Genomic DNA, 18362 nt, shown 5'->3' on the forward strand with positions numbered 1-18362 from the left:
GGCCCTACCCCGCCCCTCCACTCGCACCAACTCTCGGCGGTCTCCGCAGCGCCCGCATATATTCGCGGTTCATCATCGCAATAAACTTCACCGAAATATTCTTCGGACACACCGCTTCGCATTCATAGTAATTCGTGCAATTTCCGAATCCGGCATCATCCATCGCGCCGACCATCGCCAGCACGCGCCGTTCGCGCTCTGCTTGTCCTTGCGGCAGCGAGGCAAACTGCCCCACCTTCGCCGAAACGAACAGCATCGCCGAGGCGTTCTTGCAGGCCGCCACGCACGCGCCGCAACCGATACAGGCCGCAGCATCCATCGCGGTCTCGGCCGCATCCTTGGGGATCGGCACCGCATTCGAATCGGGCGCACCACCGGTGTTGATCGAAACAAATCCGCCCGCCTGCATGATCTTGTCAAACGCCGAACGGTCGACAATCAAATCACGCACCACCGGAAATGCCGCCGCGCGCCACGGCTCGATATAAATCGTATCGCCGTCTTTGAAATGCCGCATATGCAACTGGCACGACGTCGTCCCGCGTTCCGGTCCGTGCGGAATCCCGTTGATGGTGAGCGAACACGTTCCGCAAATACCTTCGCGGCAATCGTGGTCAAACGCAATCGGATCGGTACCCGCCTTGACGAGACCCTCGTTGACCACATCGAGCATTTCCAAGAACGACATGTCGGGACTGATATCGTTGGCAGGGTAGGTTTCAATCCGGCCCTGGTCATTTCGACTTTTCTGCCGCCAAACTTTCAATGTCAGATTCATTATTTGTAACTCCTTTGTCCCGGCTGGACAAATTCGAAGTTCAACGGTTCTTTGTGAAGATTCGGTGCACTGCCGACTCCGGTGTACTCCCATGCCGAAACATAGGTGAACTTCTCGTCGTCGCGCTTGGCTTCGCCGTCCGGCGTCTGGCTTTCACTGCGGAAATGTCCGCCGCACGATTCGGTGCGCATCAAAGCGTCATTGCACATCAGTTCGCCAAACTCCAGGAAATCCGCCACGCGTCCGGCGCGTTCCAGCGATTGATTCAACTCTTCGCCGCCGCCGAGCACCGTCACGTTTTTCCAGAACTCATCACGAATTGTCGGAATCTCCGCCAGCGCCTTCTTGAGTCCGGCATCGTTGCGCGACATGCCGCAGTATTCCCAAATCACCTTGCCGAGATGCCGGTGCATTTCCAGCACCGTCTTCTTGCCCTTGATCGCGAGAAGTTTCTTCGTCTTCTCGGCAACTTCGGTTTCGACTTTCTTAAACTCCGGCCCGTCGCTCGGAATCTTCTTCGCGCCGGTGCGCGCGAAGTAATCACCGATCGTGTACGGCAGAATGAAGTACCCATCCGCCAGACCCTGCATCAGCGCCGAAGCTCCCAGTCGATTCGCGCCGTGATCCGAGAAGTTCGCTTCACCGATCACGAACAATCCCGGAATATTGCTCATCAGATTATAGTCTACCCAAAGCCCGCCCATCGTATAGTGCGGCGCCGGATAAATGCGCATCGGCGCCTTGTATGGATTCTCGCCGGTGATGCGCTCGTACATATCAAACAAGTTGCCATAGCGCTCGGCGATTGTCGCCTCGCCCAGTCGCGAAATTGATTCCGAAAAATCAAGATACACGCCCAGCCCGGTCTCGCCGATTCCGCGTCCTTCGTCGCAAACTTCCTTTGCCGCTCTCGAAGCTATATCGCGCGGCGCCAAATTGCCGTAGCTCGGATATTTGCGCTCAAGATAATAGTCGCGATCCGATTCCGGAATCGCACCTGGTGCGCGTTTGTCGCCCTTCGCCTTCGGCACCCAGATGCGGCCATCATTACGAAGTGACTCCGACATCAGCGTCAGCTTCGATTGGTGATCACCAGAAACGGGTATGCAGGTTGGATGAATCTGCGTATAGCACGGATTCGCAAACAGCGCACCGCGTTTGTAAGCGCGATACGTCGCCGTCACATTACAGCCGGTCGCATTGGTCGACAGGAAGAACACATTCGCGTATCCTCCGGTCGCGAGTACCACGGCATCAGCCGAATAGGAGCTGACCTTGCCGGTGACCAGATCGCGAACGACGATTCCCTTGGCGTGGCCGTCAACCAGCACCAGATCAAGCATCTCCGTACGCGGAAACATCTTGACCTTGCCGAGACCAATTTGCCGCGACAGTGCCGAATAACATCCCAACAATAGTTGCTGCCCGGTCTGCCCGCGCGCATAAAATGTTCGCGACACTTGCGCGCCGCCGAAAGATCGATTCGCCAGATGTCCGCCATATTCGCGTGCGAAAGGCACACCCTGCGCCACGCATTGGTCGATGATGTTCTGCGACACCTCGGAAAGCCGATACACGTTCGCTTCACGGGCACGGAAATCTCCGCCCTTGATCGTGTCGTAAAACAATCGATAAACAGAATCGCCGTCATTCTGATAATTCTTCGCGGCATTGATCCCGCCCTGCGCCGCAATACTGTGCGCTCGGCGCGGACTGTCCTGATAGCAGAACGCCAGGACATTGTATCCCAATTCGGCCATTGTCGCCGCCGCCGATCCGCCGGCAAGTCCGGTTCCAACCATGATGACCGTATACTTGCGCTTGTTCGCCGGGTTAACCAGCTTAAGATCGAATTTGTGCTTTTCCCACTTCTTCTCAAGTGGTCCGGTTGGGCATTTCGCGTCAAGAGTTATCATATTGTCATCCCTCCCGGTAGTTTCACCAGTCCGGCGAGAATCGCCACCGGTATCGAGATATAGCCGAGGAAAATAATCGTCGCGATTGCAATCGCGAGTTTGTTCAGCTTCGGTTCGTAGCGTTCATTGTTCAATCCCATTGTCTGGAACATGCTTTTGATCCCGTGGCTCAAATGGTAAGCCAGCAGGAACATCATCACGATATAGAATCCCGAAATCAACGGCTGCTTGAATCCATAGATGATCATGGAATAAACATCGTGAACTTCCTGCCCATTCAGCATCGCCGTCAGCGACTTGTATTCCGGGTTTGTTGCCAGAATCGTGAAATGCAGCAGGTGATAGGTGATGAAACTGAAAACCAGCAATCCGCTCCAAATCATCGTCCGTGATGCCAACCCCGCTTGCACCGTATTGCTGTAAGCGTAATTGACCGGCCGCGCTTTCCAGTTCTCCAACTTAAGTTTGACTGCAAACCAGATATGAAGAATCGCCATAACAATCAGGCCGACTCTGATGACCCATAACGCCGCACCCAAACCCTGCAAAGCATGAGCATATTTGTTGATTTGATCCTGTCCCATGAACACCTGCAAGTTGCCGACCATGTGTCCAAATGCAAATGCCAGCAGCGCGGCGCCGGATATGGCGACGAACAGCTTTTTGCCGATTGAACTCGATGTTAACCCTGTCGATAATCCGGGGGATTTTTGAGCTAATTCTGTTGAAGACATCCAATAAACCTCTCTTTCCGAAGCTTTTGGAAAATAGAGAATTATGCCCTCTAAAGTCAACCCCCAAAAGCGACACTTTAGATATTGATTGCTCCGACCAAATTGGTCGATGATACGCCGCGGCAATTGGTCTTTCCACGATTCAGTAACTCAGGAGCCCTGTGTTCCTGCCGAAGGCGCCACCTTCCCGTTGCGTCAGTTCTTGCGCCGAACCAATCCCTCTTGCTAAAATCGCCTCTCCACACTATATTATTGCCGAAACCACAAACCCCTGAAGAGGCAATATGAAAACGCCAAAACTACTCCTGTTAGCTGTGCTATTGCTGCTCGCACGACCCTCCTTCGCCCAAGTCGGAAGCTGCGGCGACTTTGACGCCGACGGCGCAACGTCTGTTGGCGACATGGTGGCGGCGTTCAAGTACCTATTCGAAGGCGACGTCCCTCCGGACGACTTCAATCGTGCCGATTTCGACCTGTGTCAGAAACTCACTTATCGCGATCAAGTCTTCATCATCAATTGTGTTTTCCCCTGTGATTGGTGGGACACCCAATGCCCGCCGACAAACCCGCCTTACAGCCCGGCGATGAGCGCCGTCGCGAAACTGCTCTATCCCGACGCCATTCCGCAGAACAAGTCAAGATACGAGATCGATCTGCACCTCTCGACACCAAACGGAGTCCAAGCTTACTGTTTTCCGCTGCGCTTGCGCATCGCCGGTGCCATCCCCGTGATCGATTCGATTCGCATACCAGCCGTAACACCGGCGACGCCCTCGCTCCTGAACAAGGCATACATCGACGCTGCGCAAGGGGAGTTAACTCTCATCGGCATGCGCTACGACAACAACCCGTCCGAAGAGCCAATCGCCAAGATTTTCGTCTCGACTCCCGTAGTCAACTCGGAACAGTCGATATCCCTGGCGTGGACCACCTCTACACCGTCGCAAGCCCCTGCCGGGCAGGAAGACGCAGTCTTTGCCTATGCTTTTGACCATACAACATTTGAGGAATTCTATCCGACACTGACACCGGATTGCTGCAACCTCCCGGGGGATACCAATAACGACGGCAGAGTCAATGTCTCGGATGTGATCAGATACATCTGCATTATCTTTGAGGGCTGTTGGCCAACCGAAATCTGCGTCGATGAGCTGGATGTCGATCAAAGCAGCGCCGTCTCCATTAGCGATGCGGTATTCCTGATCGCTTACATCTTTCTGGGGGGACCAGCGCCGACTTGTCGTTAGTCAGTGATTTTTGGCGAAAAGCAGGGCAGTGTTGTAGGGCAGGTCTCCTTAGAGACCTGCCTTCCTTTTCATTCACCTGTTGCTAAAAATGGACCTCGAGACTATATTATCAGTGAGAGGGATCAATCAACAAGCGGATCGGTATTGGACCGCTGATTCGTTTGCGTATTCCCCGTGACGATTTTTCCTTCTCAAGGCTTCTGTCGTCGGATTCATCAGGAAGAAACTGCGCGACCGAAGTTCCACCAACCGAACCTCACAAATCGGTACCTGCACTTGGAGCTCGGTGACTCACACCCGAGCTTCTTTTTTTGCATTTGCTTTATAGAGACCGCCTACAACGCAATTTCTGAACAGTCACCTAACCAGAATCCGCTTGGAGATTAAGTATATCTACCTATATTGTCGATTAACCATAAGACACATTGGGGTGTAGCTCAGCTGGCAGAGCGGCTCCCTGTTAAGGAGATGGTCGCAGGTTCGACCCCTGCCACCCCAGTATTATATCTACTCTGCCCAAATTGCAGTTTCATTTCCCATAACCTAACCCCTTGTGGACGTTAACCACATCGGTCGAGCCAAACCCCGTAGCCACCCCTCGTGGGCGTCCAAAACTATATCAAAGTTGCGTCAGGTCTTCTCCCGCGCCAAAATCCCGCCGTTCGACACTCATTTCCTTCGCGGGAGGCGACCTGACGCCATTACCTCACCACAAATTCGTTGCCATGCACCGGCAATTCCACTTCCTTTGCCAAATGCGAATATCGATTCCCATTCTGTTCTTCTTATTCCTAACCACTGTCACCGCCTTTGGCCAGACCAACCAACGCACGCTCACCTTTCACCCGCGACCACTTGAGATCACGAAGAATTTCCTCATCACCGAATTCGGCTACGACTATCGCATCACCCAATCCGGCTCATTCGACGATGCCGAAAACAACAACAAGAACTACCATCTCAATGTCGACATGGGCGCCATGCGCAACCTGTCACAAAAATGGGCGCTCGGAGCTACCGCATACTACAGCCTCGATGACTCCGGCTCGCGCCTCGCAATCAAACCGCGCCTTCGCCGTTGGCTGACATCGGACCAGAGTATCGACTTGTCCGCCGGGCCAATAATCGGAAACTTCGGTTCCTACTATGGAAAATCACCCGGCCTCGCCGGACACATCAGCTACAGCTATCGCGATTGGGTGATGTTGACTCTCGGCGTGGAAATCATCCCGATCAACACAGTCTTCGGCGTCGGTGGTTCAAATGAAGTTATTGTCTACAAAAGTACCGAATCGACGCTGTACGCGGGCATCCGTGTCGGCAGCTATGCCGGAACCGCTTGTGCAATCCTCACCCCGATCATTGCCCTGATCCATTTCTTCGCGACCTACGAGTCATAAGCCCGACGAAAAACCTGACATATTTCCGGGCGTATTGGAATAAAAGTCGTATACCTACTATGAAGATGATTGACCGAATAGTCCTGATAATCCTGGCTTTCCTGGACCTACGTCGCATCGGCCATTGCGCAGCCAGCAGGCGTCACTCTTCACCAAATTCCTTTGAACGGACAAAATCGTTTATGTTGACCGAGTTTGGCGTCGGCAAGCGTTTTGGTGACTACAAAATAGCCGGTGAAACGCGTTCGGAATCGGAGACGGTCTTTACTTGGGAGTTGGGCTACATGCGCAATGTCACAAAACGCTGGGCGATAGGATTCTCAGGTTTTCTCAATTCCGATGATTGGCGCAGTCAATTTGGAGTTAAGCCGCGTGTTCGCTACTGGCTTGGCAGGCAGTCAAGTATTGACCTTGCCGCGGGGCCGATTCTTAAGACTTTTGGCGAGGACGACCTCACTCACACCGGAGTATCGTCTCACCTTGGAGTGAATCCCACGAACTGTTGGGTCGATTTCGGTTTCGAATACGTTAGTTTCGATGGAACTATTTTTGCCCCCGGCGGCGAATCAAGAATACCGGTTGATGGTACTCGTGTGAGTTACTCGATCTCGACTAAACTGAGCGGTTTATCAGGTTCGATTGTGGTCTGCAACGCCGGCAGTAGTGTAATATACTTTATCTTATTCTGCACAACGATTCAGACTACTAAACTATCGTCTCGCGTACTGCCGTTCAATCGCCATCCAGCTCTTCCGCGCCCACAGCAATACGCCACAGCCGAGCAGCATCAAAGCATCTCTGAAGATCAAATCCTTGATTGGCCCTTTTGCTTTCGAAGTCGTCGAGAAACAACCACACTCGATATTGACACCCTTCATCAACGCAATCGACAGCGCAATAATGAACATCACCAGCATGCCGCCGATCACTACTACTGCCGCCTTTTCCCAATAGCCAACTATGACTAACACGCCGGTAATCAACTCAACCCAAGGCAAAAAGAGCGCAAAGATATTGATCAGCTGTCCCGGCGCCTGATGGTAGTTGTATATGATGCGGGCAAACTGATCCGGGTGAATGATCTTATCAACAGCGGCATAAACGAAGCTGATCCCAATGATCAGACGAAGTACAAAGTTGATTTGGCCTTTGCCAATTCCCGATAGTATCCAGAGTCCGAGAACCGTCATGCCAATCTTGACCGGAAGACTCGCCGTTACCGGAATCATCTCTGGCGCAAAAATGCTTACGATCGAAGACCCGGCAACGAGAATTCCAAGGACTATGCGCAATATCGATTCCATCGCTAATGCGCCCCCTCGTCATTGCCATACTTGCCCTCAATCGGTAACTGCTTCTTGCTCCACTGTGACCAGCCGCCAAAGAAAATTTCTACATTCTTGTAACCATATTCCTGAACCAGGAAGCGGGCCAAATACAGCGAAGCCTCACATTCGGAACCCGAACAGTAGGTGACAATTGAAGCATCCTTCGGAAGAGTCGGTAGGACCTTGTCTTTGTAATCATCGAAATAGTCATAGGGCAAACTAATTGCGCCCTCAATGTGACCCTCGGCATACTCTTCCGGTTCACGAGCGTCTATGAAGATGTACGACTTTGATGCCCATCGATCAAACGCCTCCGATAACCGCAAAGTTGGCGGATCGCCCTTTTCATACGACAACGAGGTCCAATTGGTGTCGGTGTCAGACATCTCCGACGGCCAATTGCCGATCCACGGTACTTTGTTGGGATTAACGAAATTGTTGATTCCGCCAAGAATGGCGGCGATGAAGAGTATGATGACGATTCGTAAGATCATTGACATTCTTGACTTATCCCGGTGTCCTCTTTTGGGAAACTAATGTATTTCTTATACTAAGGCAACCCCTAAGCGTTCCAACCTGATATCGCCGGAAACAGCCCTCTTGGATCAAGAGCCTTCTTTATCCGCAGAGCAATCTCGTTTCCGCGATTCTTCGGCGCCTGCACCTTCCCGATTTCTGTCAATATCGGCAGTCGAGGCGATACCGGGAGCATGTCTTTTCCAAAAGGACCTGAACCAATCGGGTAGAGCCTCAGCGATGCCGAAGTTATCACCCCCAGTGTTCCGAAACTGCCGCAGAACAATTTCGGTAAATCGTAACCAGCTACAGATTTGTAAGTTACAGCTCCCGTTGAGATAACGTTGCCATCCGCCATTGTCACCTTGAGCGCCAAAACCCAGCGGCTGATATTGAAACTACCGTTACTGCCGCTAATCTGACCCGAAGCGACCATCCCCCCGACTGTTCCGGAAGATTCACCATTCAGGAACGGAAAATGCAGGTTCATTTCATGGAGGATATAATGTAGCTGGGCGAGTCTCATTCCAGCCTGGCAAGTTATGTAGTAGTCTGCCGGCTCAAGACGTTCGACTCGGGCAACGTTCTGCATGTTCAGCACAGTTACCGGTCGATCAGTGTGCGGTGCAAGAAATCGGCTATTCGTCCCCCGTGCAACTACCAACGATTCGCCGCGTTCGGGATTCTTGAAAAAATCCGCGACTTCAGCTTCCGATCTTGGCGAAACGAGATTGACTACTATGGCTCAACTCCGGTTTGGATTTGGAATCCAATATACGAAGTTTAGTCCACAGGTCAATTATCTACAGCGAATCTCGTTGGCTCGAACTTCCATCTCGATCATGTCAGTTTGGGTAACTTGATTTTGCTGAACAAACACGCGAGTGTCTTCGCACGGCGGAGGAAGCCCCGGTTCGTTGATCTGAATACTCATGTAGAAGAATGTCGGTTCCATACTCTCGATAGTCACCGTCTTGGTCAAGTGATTGACCGCGGTCACGGCTTCTGATCGCACCAACACACTGTGCGCGGTATCAGCATACAAATTCACCAGCACCGGTATATTCGATGTATCCGGAAGCAGTCCGAACTGATCCGAAATCACGAAAAACACTTGCAGGTCTCCGACGCGTGCCGGCAACTCATCATCATCTTTGCGGCTGCAGCTTAATGCCGCCAATCCGACAAGCAAAACTATCAGTGGAATGTAAATCGATTTTCTCATCAGCATTTCCTGTCAACAAATTGAATAGTCGCAATGTACCGTGAGATAAGACGTGAGGCAAGTCGATTTGGTGCAATGCCGTTTCAGGTCGATTGCCGCTTTTGCGGTGCCTGACATTTCGCCCCTCAAAAGCGAAGAGAGGAGACCTTCACCTAATCTCCTCTCATCTTATTGCAACGTTATCTCCGAATTAAACTGCCCGGAGCAGCAGAATCTGTCACTCTGATTTGGATTTCTTTATCGGAACCGGAACCGGCCTCGGAAGGATTCCCAACCCGATCGCGATATCCACCAGTATGTCAATTAGCCGATTCATAATCTCTCATTCTCTCCACATATATATATGGTTTACAGGGCTGAAAGTTCCGCGAAATCAACTTTTTAGGACTTTTAGCGCCTTCGGAATCTGATTTGAAATGTCGCTCGCGCTCATTCCAAATGTCCCGACAACCCGCTGTGCCAAGTCTCCCGCCCAGCCGTGAATGAACGCCCCGCAAATTGCCGCCTCGTAAGCTCCCATCCTGAGAGCCAATAGCGCACCGATCAATCCAGACAAAACATCTCCTGAACCGCCGGTCGCCATTCCCGGGTTGCCGGTCGGATTAATATAGGAAGAGCCGTCCGGCGAAGCAATAATCGTCGGTGCTCCTTTTAGTAAGATGACTTTTCCGGTCGCAATTGCGAAATCAGAAGCCGCCTTAATTCTGTCCTGATTAATTTGCTCAATTGACAATCCGCTCAACCGCGAAAACTCTCCGACATGCGGCGTCAGTACTAGATCCGCCTTGCAAGCCTTAAGCAGTTCCGGTTGACCGGAGAATGGAAACAGACCATCAGCATCCAGTACTGCCGGTCGGTCAAGGCTGGCAATTAGTCGCTTGAATAGCTCTTTCGTGTCGTGATGTCGCCCCACTCCCGGTCCCAGGCACGCCGCATCTGCGTTGTGAATTCCCTGAAGGATATCCCCGAGTCCACGAAGTGCCAGACAACGCGTGCTTCTGACTTCAGGAAGTGGCCGCGTCATCGCTTCGGTCAGCTTGATCTCCAAAATGTCGTTCAGGCTCTTGGGGCATCCGACTGTCACCAGCCCGCAACCCGACTTGACGGCAGCCTGTGCCGCCAAAGTGGCAGCTCCAGTCATGCCGACTGATCCCGCCACAATAAACAGCTTACCAGCGTCACCCTTGTGAGCCGTCGGCTCCCGATCAGGTATCAGGTCGCGTACTTGCCAAGGTGTGGTCAGATTAACCGACAGATTCAGTCCTTCCAGTGCCTTCGCCGGAATCCCGATATCAATAACTTTCGTTAGTCCGCAATACGACTTACCGGGATAGAAGTAGTGTCCAATCTTTGGCAGTGCGAGTGTCGCAGTATAGGTAGCGCGAATGCACGAATTCGGTTGTTCGCCGGTATCACAATTCAACCCGAAGGCGTATCCACCGCCAGAACCGTCGCCCCAGAAGAATTGATCGCATCGATGACCTTACCAACCGCCGGATCCACCTCGCCGCTAAACCCTGTCCCGAATATGGCGTCAACCACCATATCATATGATGAAAAGCCATTCCTCCCCGATGTTGTCATTCCCGCGCCTTCAGGCGCCATCATTCCCGCTTCCCCTCGACCCGTCATTCCCGCGAAAGCGGGAATCCAATTCGGCTGTCCTTGTCGGGTCTGCCAAATTGTCATCCCCAGTTCCTGAATTCGCTGCAAATTCGTCAGCGCATCGCCCTTGATCTCCTCCGGAGACGCCAGCATGAACACTTGCGGAACTGCTCCCCACTGATGCAGATGCCTCGCAATGACATACCCGTCGCCGCCGTTGTTGCCTTTGCCGCAGACAATCGCGAAGCGCTTGCCCTTGACATTGTCGCGAAATATCTCGCGAATCCAGGCGGCAATCCCTTGACCGGCGTTCTCCATCAATTGCAATCCCGGTATCCCGAGTTCATTGATAGCGCGATGATCGATCATGCGCATCTGCGCGGATGTAACCAGCTTCATATCATTTTAGTATCGGGATTTCGCTCGCCGACAACAAGGAGAATTGCAGTCAGAGATTACTCAAGTCGATTCCCAAACCAGCGAGTCGAATCTCGAAATCACAGAGTGGTTGTGGATGATGCCCGCTTCGAACACGCAAAAAAAGCCGTCAGGCGAAGTCCCCCTTGGGGGAACACACTCCCGACGGCTTTTTGCTTAACGCTTGAAATCTACGCCCCTACTTCTTCTTCTTCTCCACTTTCTTCGGCGGAAACACAATCGCAAAAACTTCCTCGACATGATCAACCGGATGGAATTTGAAATGCGATTTCACTTCCTGCGGCAAATCGATCAAGTCTTTCTCGTTGTCGCGCGGAATGATGATCTCCTTGAAGCCATATCGAAGTGCGCCGAGGCACTTTTCTTTCAAGCCGCCGATCGGCAACACGACACCGCGCAATGTGATCTCGCCGGTCATGCTCACCTTCGGGCGAATCGGGCGATCAGTCAACAGACTTACCAGCGCCGTCGCAATCGTGATACCTGCCGATGGACCATCCTTCGGTACGGCGCCCGATGGCACATGCACATGTAAATCAATCTTCTCAAAAATCGTCGGGTCGATTCCCAATTCCTCTGCCGATGAACGCACACACGACAACGCGGTCTGCACCGATTCCTTCATCACATCACCGAGACTGCCGGTCAAGTTCAGATGACCCTTACCCGCCATCTTCGTAACCTCAATGTACAGAATGTCGCCGCCAACGGAAGTGTACGCCAATCCCGGCACGACGCCGACTTCGCCTTCGCGCGGGCTGCGGTCAGCAACGAATTTCTCAGGGCCGAGATATTCCGGCACGTCCGTGCCTTTGACGGTAGTTTTGCTGTCGTGGCCGGTCGCGACTTTCTTGGCAATCTTGCGGCAGACAGTGGCGATCTCGCGGTCAAGATTGCGCAAACCCGATTCGCGCGTGTAGTCGCGGATGATCTTCAGAATTGCATCATCGGTGAACTGCAGTTGCGCCTTCTTGAGTCCGTGATTCTCGATTTCGCGCGTGAGGAGATACTTCTTCGTGATTGCGAGTTTTTCTTTGTCGGTGTAACCCGGAATACGAATGACCTCCATACGGTCAAGCAGCACTGACGGAATCGTATCGAGAATATTCGCCGTGGTGATAAACATCACCTTCGACAAATCAAACGGCACATCGAGATAGTGATCAGAGAACGTATTGTTCTGCTCGGGGTCGAGAACTTCAAGCAATGCCGAAGCCGGATCACCGCGGAAGTCCTTGCCGATCTTGTCGATTTCGTCAAGCATCAACACCGGATTATTCGAATCGCATCTGCGAATCGCCTGTACGATGCGCCCCGGCAGTGAGCCGATGTAAGTACGGCGATGGCCGCGAATTTCGGCCTCGTCGTGCATACCGCCAAGAGCGATACGCTGGAACTTGCGTCCCATGGCGCGAGCAATTGAACGACCAAGCGAGGTTTTGCCAACTCCGGGAGGGCCGGAGAAGCACAGAATCGGTCCCTTCATCTCAGATTTGAGTTTTTGCACGGCGAGAAATTCGAGGATGCGTTCCTTCACCTTTTCGAGACCATGGTGGTCCTCATCAAGAATCTTCTCGGCTTTGATGATATCGAGATCGACTTCAGTAGAACGGTTCCACGGAAGAATCGTGAGCCAATCAATATACGTACGACTGACAATGTACTCCGCCGATGACGGGTTCATCTTGCTCAGACGATCAAGTTCCTTCTCGGCGGCTTCGCGCGCGAGCTTGGGGAGATCATTCTCATCGATCTTCTTGCGGAACTCTTCAATCTCAGTCGTGCGGTCATCGGCCTCGCCGAGTTCGCGGCGGATGGCTTTGAGTTGCTCGCGCAGGATATAGTCGCGCTGCATCTTGCCCATTTCGTGAGCGGCATCGCTCTGGATTTTCTGCGAGAGTTCGAGAACGCCGACTTCTTTATTGAGATGCTGCACTAACTTCTCGAGCCGCTGTTGGACATCGTAGGTTTCGAGCAATTCTTGTTTGCTAGCGATAGTGAGATTCAAATTTGATGCGACATAATCGGCGAGCTTGGAAGCGCTCTCTTGATTGATTGCCGTAATGTAAATTTCTTCCGAAAGGCTCGGAGCAAGATCAACCACCTTCTTAAGCAGTTCCATCACATTGCGCTTAAGCGCTTCGATTTTGACGCCGGCAGTGTCTTTGTCGTGGTGGATATCGACCTCAGCCTGAATAAACGGCTCGGTCTCGACAACCTTGGTAATTGAAATGCGATGCAGTCCCTGCACGAGAAACCGCACTGATCCGTCGGGAAAGCGCAACATCTTGAGCACCGTCGCGGCAGTGCCGACCTGATAGATGTCATCAGGTCCGGGATTTTCCGACTGAGAGTCCTTTTGAGTACACAGTCCGATTGTCCGTCCCGCCATCAGTGCCTCATCAACCAGCTTAGCCTGTTTTTGGTCGGTGATCATCAACGGCATGACGAGATATGGAAACACCACCATTCCGCGAATCGGCAGAACCGGCAGCGAGCTGTTAACAACTTGAATTGGTTCCGATTTGTTAATCACAGATGCTTGCAAAACTTCCTCCTATCGAAGCCGACCGGCGTTCGGGTCAGTTCCTTTGGCCCGCACAATGGACTAAGGGCTTATATGCATTGACTCCTTTTAGTTATCGTAAAAAAGTGGGGAAAGCTTCACCGTCGAGATGAGGCAAACATAGTGGGACAGACGACTTAAGTTCGCGTCCAGCCCCGCCTTGGCCGCAAATTTACAGATTACGATTGTAGTCTTAGCGACTGCAATCAGTCTATTTTAGCGACTTCATCAATTCCGCAACCGCCCGAACAAGCTGGGGATCGCGCCCTGCCTGCAAATCATCCGGCAGGTTCTCAATAAAGATATCGGGTTGACGCGGAACGAGGTCAGTGTCTTCCATTTCCAGAGTAAACGAACCCCAGGAGGGACGGCGAATGTGCGCGCCATCGATGAGATAATACTCGGCGGTTCCGATAACAGCACTGCCGGTTGGAGTGCCGACGATCGGACCTAGTTTGTGACGGCGGAATCCTTCGGCAAAAATCTCAGCATTGGAGCCCGAGTAGCCGTTGATCAAACACGCCTGCGGACGCTCAAACGCCTTGGAGCGATACTTGTTTTCAGACACAAGTGGAAAATCACGAAACCGGCGCAACAGCCACGGTGTGCGGTCAAGCATTCCCAGCAAGTGCACAGCAATTGAACCGCCGGCGTTTTCGCGGACATCGACAATCATCGCATCCTTGGACTCCGCGATCGAAACCAATTGTTCCTTGAATAACTGCAGCGCGGTCTGATTCATCGCGCGAACATGCAAATAGGCAATGCGTCCATTCGAGAGCGAATCGACAAGTTGACGCCGTGTTTCCACCCAGTTCTGATACCGCAGGTTCTGCATTTGAGTGTTGGCAATCGGTTTGACGTCAACATCACGGTCGGATGAATTTGCCGTCGCACCAAGAGAGAGAGTCACTCGTTTGCCAACTTGCCCGGCCAACAACTTTCAAAGTCTTCTGTTCGCGAAACCTTCTGTCCATTGATCGCATTGATGAATTCCCCGGCTTTGACTCCCGCCAATGCAGCGGGCGATTGCGGCATCACAGACGCAATGCGGAATGCGTTGTCGTATTCGACCGATCCAAAATCGAGTTCAATCCCGGTGTATCCTGAGTTGATTGTCTCAGCCGGTTTCGATTCTTCAAGAACATAATCCATGTGCGAACCGCGCAGTTCGCCCATCAGTTCGAGCATCAAATTGCGGAACTCTTCAGCGGTGCGAATATGTGCAAGAACCGGTTCATACTTGGCACGAGTAGCTTCCCAGCTGATGCCCCGGAACTTCGAATCGTAGAAGTAATTCTTCAGCATCCGCCAACTCTCGAAGAATTTCTGGCGGTAGTTGGCTAAGTCGTCGATCTCCATCGCAGCTTTGAATGAGACAGTTTCCGACTTGCCGTCAGAGATTGCGAAGTTCTTGAGCTTGCCGTCTTCAAGATAGTAGAGCCGTTTGCCTTCAGCATTCAGCGTCAAATGTGATTTTGCTTTCCCCGAAGTGGTGATCTGTTTCAGCTCGAGTTCACCTTCAGAATTGGCGGACCAGATTTCCGACTTGCCGAGAAGCGATGCAACGAAGTAAAACTTCTTGCCGTCGCTTGTTAGCACCGGCCAGCGATTTTCTCCGGTCAGGGTCAATGCGCGACTGCGGCGTTTCTCGATGGCATCAAAGTTGATTTGCACCGGCTCGCTCTTCTTGTCGGACTTGGAAGCTTTCGTCGTGTCCTTTGCGCTCTTTGGAACAAACAAGCTGTCGAGCGAAGATTCAAAAAACTCAAGCGGCTCATCAGTGAGGTTGATCTTAAACGTCTCCGTCTGGTCGTAGAGTGTACCAGTAAAATAAACCATCTTGCCGTCGGCGGAAAACAACGGCCGGAAATTGTAGCCCGCAAATCGCGAGATGTTTTCTTTGCGACCGTCGATTGAAGCAACCGAGATATCGGATTCATATGTCGGTCCCACCATTGTATACGCCAGCCATTTTGAATCATGTGACCAGGCGAATTCCATCGTCTCCTCAAGAGAGAAATCGTGTAGGCCGCCCTCGATCCAGACTTCTTCCTTGCCTGTCGCAATCTCGTAGCGGATGATCTTGTCAGGTCCGCGATAGAACGCGAGGTACTTTCCATCGGGTGAAGGCAGGGGCTTCATCTCCGCTTCAGTGGAGTTGGTCAGCCGTTTCTCGACACCGGTAGCTGCGTCGGCAGAATAGATAGCATAGTCGCCTTCGCGGTCAGAGCAGTAGAAGAGAGTCTTCGAATCGCTCCCCCAGGCAACATGATGCTCTCGTGCCGGCGTGGTGGTGATGCGCCGCGCATCGACTGCATCTTCGGCGGGAAGTACAAACACTTCGCCGTGCATCACAACAGCAATCTTCTTATTGTCAGGCGAAACACTATACCACTGAATCGGATTGTCGAGCACCTTGCGACTTGCAAGATTGCCGCGCTCGTCGGTAGTGATTGTGATCGGCACCTGCGCTGTTTTTCCAGTAACCGGGTCGAGAGTCCAGATTTTGAATCCTTGTTCGAAGACAAGCAACGAGCCGCTCGGCGTAGAGTTGAGCCACTGTACTCCGTCGTCGGTGAAATCGGTCAGCTTGGCCACGTCGCCGCCATTCATCGGAACCTTGTATACTTGCGCCCAGCTGTTGTCGTAGTTGGCGACGAAGTAGACTTCGTTGCGTGATTGATTCACCACCGGCGAGATTTCATGGTTCGGGTGGTCGGTCAGGCGAATCGAAGTGAACTGCTTGTTGCTGCGGTCCTGCAAATAGATGTCGGTGTTGGCGGCAGTGCGCAAATCGCGTCGCCACCATCGTGAAATCCCTGAACCGTTTGAGAAGAGCATGTAGCGGCCGTCAGCGGAGATCTTGCCGTCGTATTCGCGTTCGAGATGATCGGTCGTCAACTTGATGGCCGTGCCGCCGTTGACCGAAGTCTTGAAGATGTCGCTTCTGCCGTCGCGTTCGGAATAGAACAACACACTATCGCTGTTGGGAAACCAACCCGAACCGAAATCGTCGGCGGTATGGAAAGTAACTTGTCTTGCTTCGCCGCCTGTTGCCGGCATGATGAAGACATCATAGTTATCAAAGCGTCGCGAGTTAAACATGATCCAATTGCCGTCGGGTGAATAGTGAGGTTGAATATCTTCCCGCACTGTGAATAGTCAAACGAGTCGCCGCACCACCCGAAGCAGGTACTGACCAAATATCACCGTGATAGGTAAATGCAATGGTCTTGCTGTCTGGCGAGAGCGCCGGATAGCGGGCGTACAAAACCTCGGCGGCAGACGACGACGTGCCGTGATTAATAAAACGACAGCTACAATGGAAACTCCGACGATGGCAATTAGTCTCATAGCGTGATACCCGACCGGTTAATGATGAGCGAATCAATCTTGTTCGAACAAACAAAGTAAGGATTGGGCCGCATTCTATCAAGAACGAATCTTGCCAATAAAAAACCCGGCTGATGACAGCCGGGTTTCACGTAAATCAATTTTCGAGAGATAGTCTACTTAATGTAGGCCTTCATCGTGAACATCAATGAATTCGCCTCGTTCTCTTCGATGCGGACATTGTTGATCAATTCGCTGATCGTGTCGCGTCTGAGAACTACAGCCATTTCGATGTTGTCAACCGGCTCGTACGCCAGACCGGCGGTGAGGAAACGAGCGTCGCCATCATCCTGCGCCAGCGGCGAGGTTGCGTTCTTGTTCTTGTCGACTCGTTCGTACTTGCCGAATACCGAAACGCGCGAGAGCCATTTCTCGGAAGTAGCAACGTAGAGGCGACCAAACACCGTGAAGCCGTTGGCTTCCGGGATAACATCGTCATCGGTGTTGTTGACGGCATCAATGTCGTCTTCGGTCATGAAATACTCTGAGTACAACGTGAGCCACTTGCGATACTTGATAATGAAACCAAGCTGCGTACGATCCATCGAAGTGTTTTCTGAGAAGCCAGGTACGCCACCGGTCATGTTCGGATAACCCATGTAATACTGTCCGAGAACAGCGACTTCACTCCAGTCGGCACTCTTCGGGAACGGATGAAATTCGCCGTAAAGAGCGAAGTTCTTGTACTTGTTGAGTTCAGTTTGAGTGTATCCGGCACCATTAAGAACCTGAACCGCCAATACGCCGAATCCACCGGGGCAATTGCCGATAAGGCTGGCGCCGAAGTCGGCTCTTGGCGGTAGCCAAGTTTTGCAACGAGACTTCGTCAACGTAGCGCAATCCCCATACTGATTCGACCTTATCCATCCACAGAAGTCCGTGCATACCGAAACCGGACGTTGGAATACGGCAGAACTTCGTTGATCTGGAAATATGCCGAACGCAAATGCGTATCCCAGCTATTGCTGGCGGAATATCCGGAATTGTTCGCCTCGATGATCAAATTCGCTGAGTACTTATCGCTAAAGGTATGGTCAACCGTCAGCCAACCGCGATGAACATTGAAATAGTTGAAATTCTTTCCCAAGTCCTGATCGTTGAGATGAAGCATCCAGTGAGCATGAACCTCTGCCCCCGACAGTGGTTTCACCCGCAATAACCTTTGTTCCAGTGAAAGTAAGTAGGAAGGTTACTGCAAGCAGCCATTGGCAGA

At 52.2% G+C, this 18362-nt stretch carries 16 protein-coding genes and 1 tRNA gene; 3 read left to right on the forward strand and 14 right to left on the reverse strand.

The annotated features are described in order from the left end of the window. Positions 1-4: 4 nt before the first annotated feature. The 3 genes from IPH59_06355 to IPH59_06365 are packed head-to-tail and all read right to left on the reverse strand — an operon-like array spanning position 5 to position 3428. Positions 5-778 carry a succinate dehydrogenase/fumarate reductase iron-sulfur subunit gene (locus IPH59_06355; protein MBK7091330.1) on the reverse strand — a complete coding sequence of 258 codons (774 nt, stop codon included), beginning with the start codon at positions 776-778 and terminating at the stop codon, positions 5-7. Further along, positions 778-2691, reverse strand: a complete 1914-nt coding sequence (locus IPH59_06360; protein MBK7091331.1) for a fumarate reductase/succinate dehydrogenase flavoprotein subunit — start codon at positions 2689-2691, stop codon at positions 778-780. The genes IPH59_06355 and IPH59_06360 overlap by 1 nt, the downstream gene beginning before the upstream one ends. Further along, a complete protein-coding gene (locus IPH59_06365) occupies positions 2691-3428 on the reverse strand; it encodes a succinate dehydrogenase cytochrome b subunit (protein MBK7091332.1) in 738 nt (245 codons plus the stop codon). The genes IPH59_06360 and IPH59_06365 overlap by 1 nt, the downstream gene beginning before the upstream one ends. 284 nt (positions 3429-3712) lie before the next feature. Between IPH59_06365 and IPH59_06370 the strand changes: the two genes are divergently transcribed. The 3 genes from IPH59_06370 (at position 3713) to IPH59_06380 (ending at position 6075) form a co-directional block, all read left to right on the forward strand. Continuing rightward, positions 3713-4675, forward strand: a complete 963-nt coding sequence (locus IPH59_06370; protein MBK7091333.1) for a hypothetical protein — start codon at positions 3713-3715, stop codon at positions 4673-4675. A 426-nt stretch (positions 4676-5101) separates the two neighbouring features. Then, positions 5102-5174: transfer RNA gene (locus IPH59_06375), tRNA-Asn, on the forward strand. Positions 5175-5430: 256 nt separating this feature from the next. After that, the gene (locus IPH59_06380) at positions 5431-6075 is read left to right on the forward strand and encodes a hypothetical protein (GenBank protein ID MBK7091334.1); all 645 of its coding nucleotides are present in this window, start codon (positions 5431-5433) and stop codon (positions 6073-6075) included. 710 nt (positions 6076-6785) lie between these two features. On the opposite strand, the gene IPH59_06385 is transcribed toward IPH59_06380, so the two are convergent. The 11 genes from IPH59_06385 to IPH59_06435 all read right to left on the reverse strand — a co-directional run bounded on the left by IPH59_06385 (position 6786) and on the right by IPH59_06435 (position 18299). Further along, positions 6786-7379 carry a DoxX family membrane protein gene (locus IPH59_06385; GenBank protein MBK7091335.1) on the reverse strand — a complete coding sequence of 198 codons (594 nt, stop codon included), beginning with the start codon at positions 7377-7379 and terminating at the stop codon, positions 6786-6788. 2 nt (positions 7380-7381) lie between these two features. Beyond that, positions 7382-7903, reverse strand: coding sequence for a rhodanese-like domain-containing protein (locus IPH59_06390; GenBank protein MBK7091336.1), 522 nt, complete (start codon positions 7901-7903; stop codon positions 7382-7384). A gap of 62 nt (positions 7904-7965) precedes the next feature. Then, complete coding sequence (locus tag IPH59_06395) at positions 7966-8661, reverse strand: FAD-binding oxidoreductase (protein ID MBK7091337.1); 696 nt, start codon at positions 8659-8661, stop codon at positions 7966-7968. A gap of 57 nt (positions 8662-8718) precedes the next feature. Continuing rightward, positions 8719-9144, reverse strand: a complete 426-nt coding sequence (locus tag IPH59_06400; protein ID MBK7091338.1) for a hypothetical protein — start codon at positions 9142-9144, stop codon at positions 8719-8721. A 373-nt stretch (positions 9145-9517) separates the two neighbouring features. Beyond that, positions 9518-10567, reverse strand: a complete 1050-nt coding sequence (locus IPH59_06405) for an NAD(P)H-hydrate dehydratase (GenBank protein MBK7091339.1) — start codon at positions 10565-10567, stop codon at positions 9518-9520. Then, positions 10564-11148 carry a hypothetical protein gene (locus IPH59_06410; protein MBK7091340.1) on the reverse strand — a complete coding sequence of 195 codons (585 nt, stop codon included), beginning with the start codon at positions 11146-11148 and terminating at the stop codon, positions 10564-10566. Before IPH59_06410 ends, IPH59_06405 begins: the two co-directional genes overlap by 4 nt. Positions 11149-11365: 217 nt before the next feature. Next, positions 11366-13735, reverse strand: a complete 2370-nt coding sequence (lon, locus tag IPH59_06415; protein MBK7091341.1) for an endopeptidase La — start codon at positions 13733-13735, stop codon at positions 11366-11368. Between the two features lie 229 nt (positions 13736-13964). After that, positions 13965-14666: a hypothetical protein gene (locus IPH59_06420; GenBank protein MBK7091342.1), complete on the reverse strand. Its 702-nt coding sequence runs from the start codon at positions 14664-14666 to the stop codon at positions 13965-13967. Next, complete coding sequence (locus IPH59_06425) at positions 14663-16909, reverse strand: PD40 domain-containing protein (GenBank protein ID MBK7091343.1); 2247 nt, start codon at positions 16907-16909, stop codon at positions 14663-14665. The genes IPH59_06420 and IPH59_06425 overlap by 4 nt, the downstream gene beginning before the upstream one ends. 356 nt (positions 16910-17265) lie before the next feature. After that, entirely contained in the window at positions 17266-17979 is a 714-nt protein-coding gene (locus IPH59_06430) for a hypothetical protein (GenBank protein ID MBK7091344.1), read from the reverse strand. A 29-nt stretch (positions 17980-18008) separates the two neighbouring features. Further along, positions 18009-18299, reverse strand: coding sequence for a hypothetical protein (locus IPH59_06435; protein MBK7091345.1), 291 nt, complete (start codon positions 18297-18299; stop codon positions 18009-18011). Positions 18300-18362 lie beyond the last annotated feature (63 nt).

The sequence above is a fragment of the bacterium genome (genome assembly GCA_016708315.1).
Lineage (GTDB): Bacteria > Zixibacteria > MSB-5A5 > CAIYYT01 > CAIYYT01 > JADJGC01.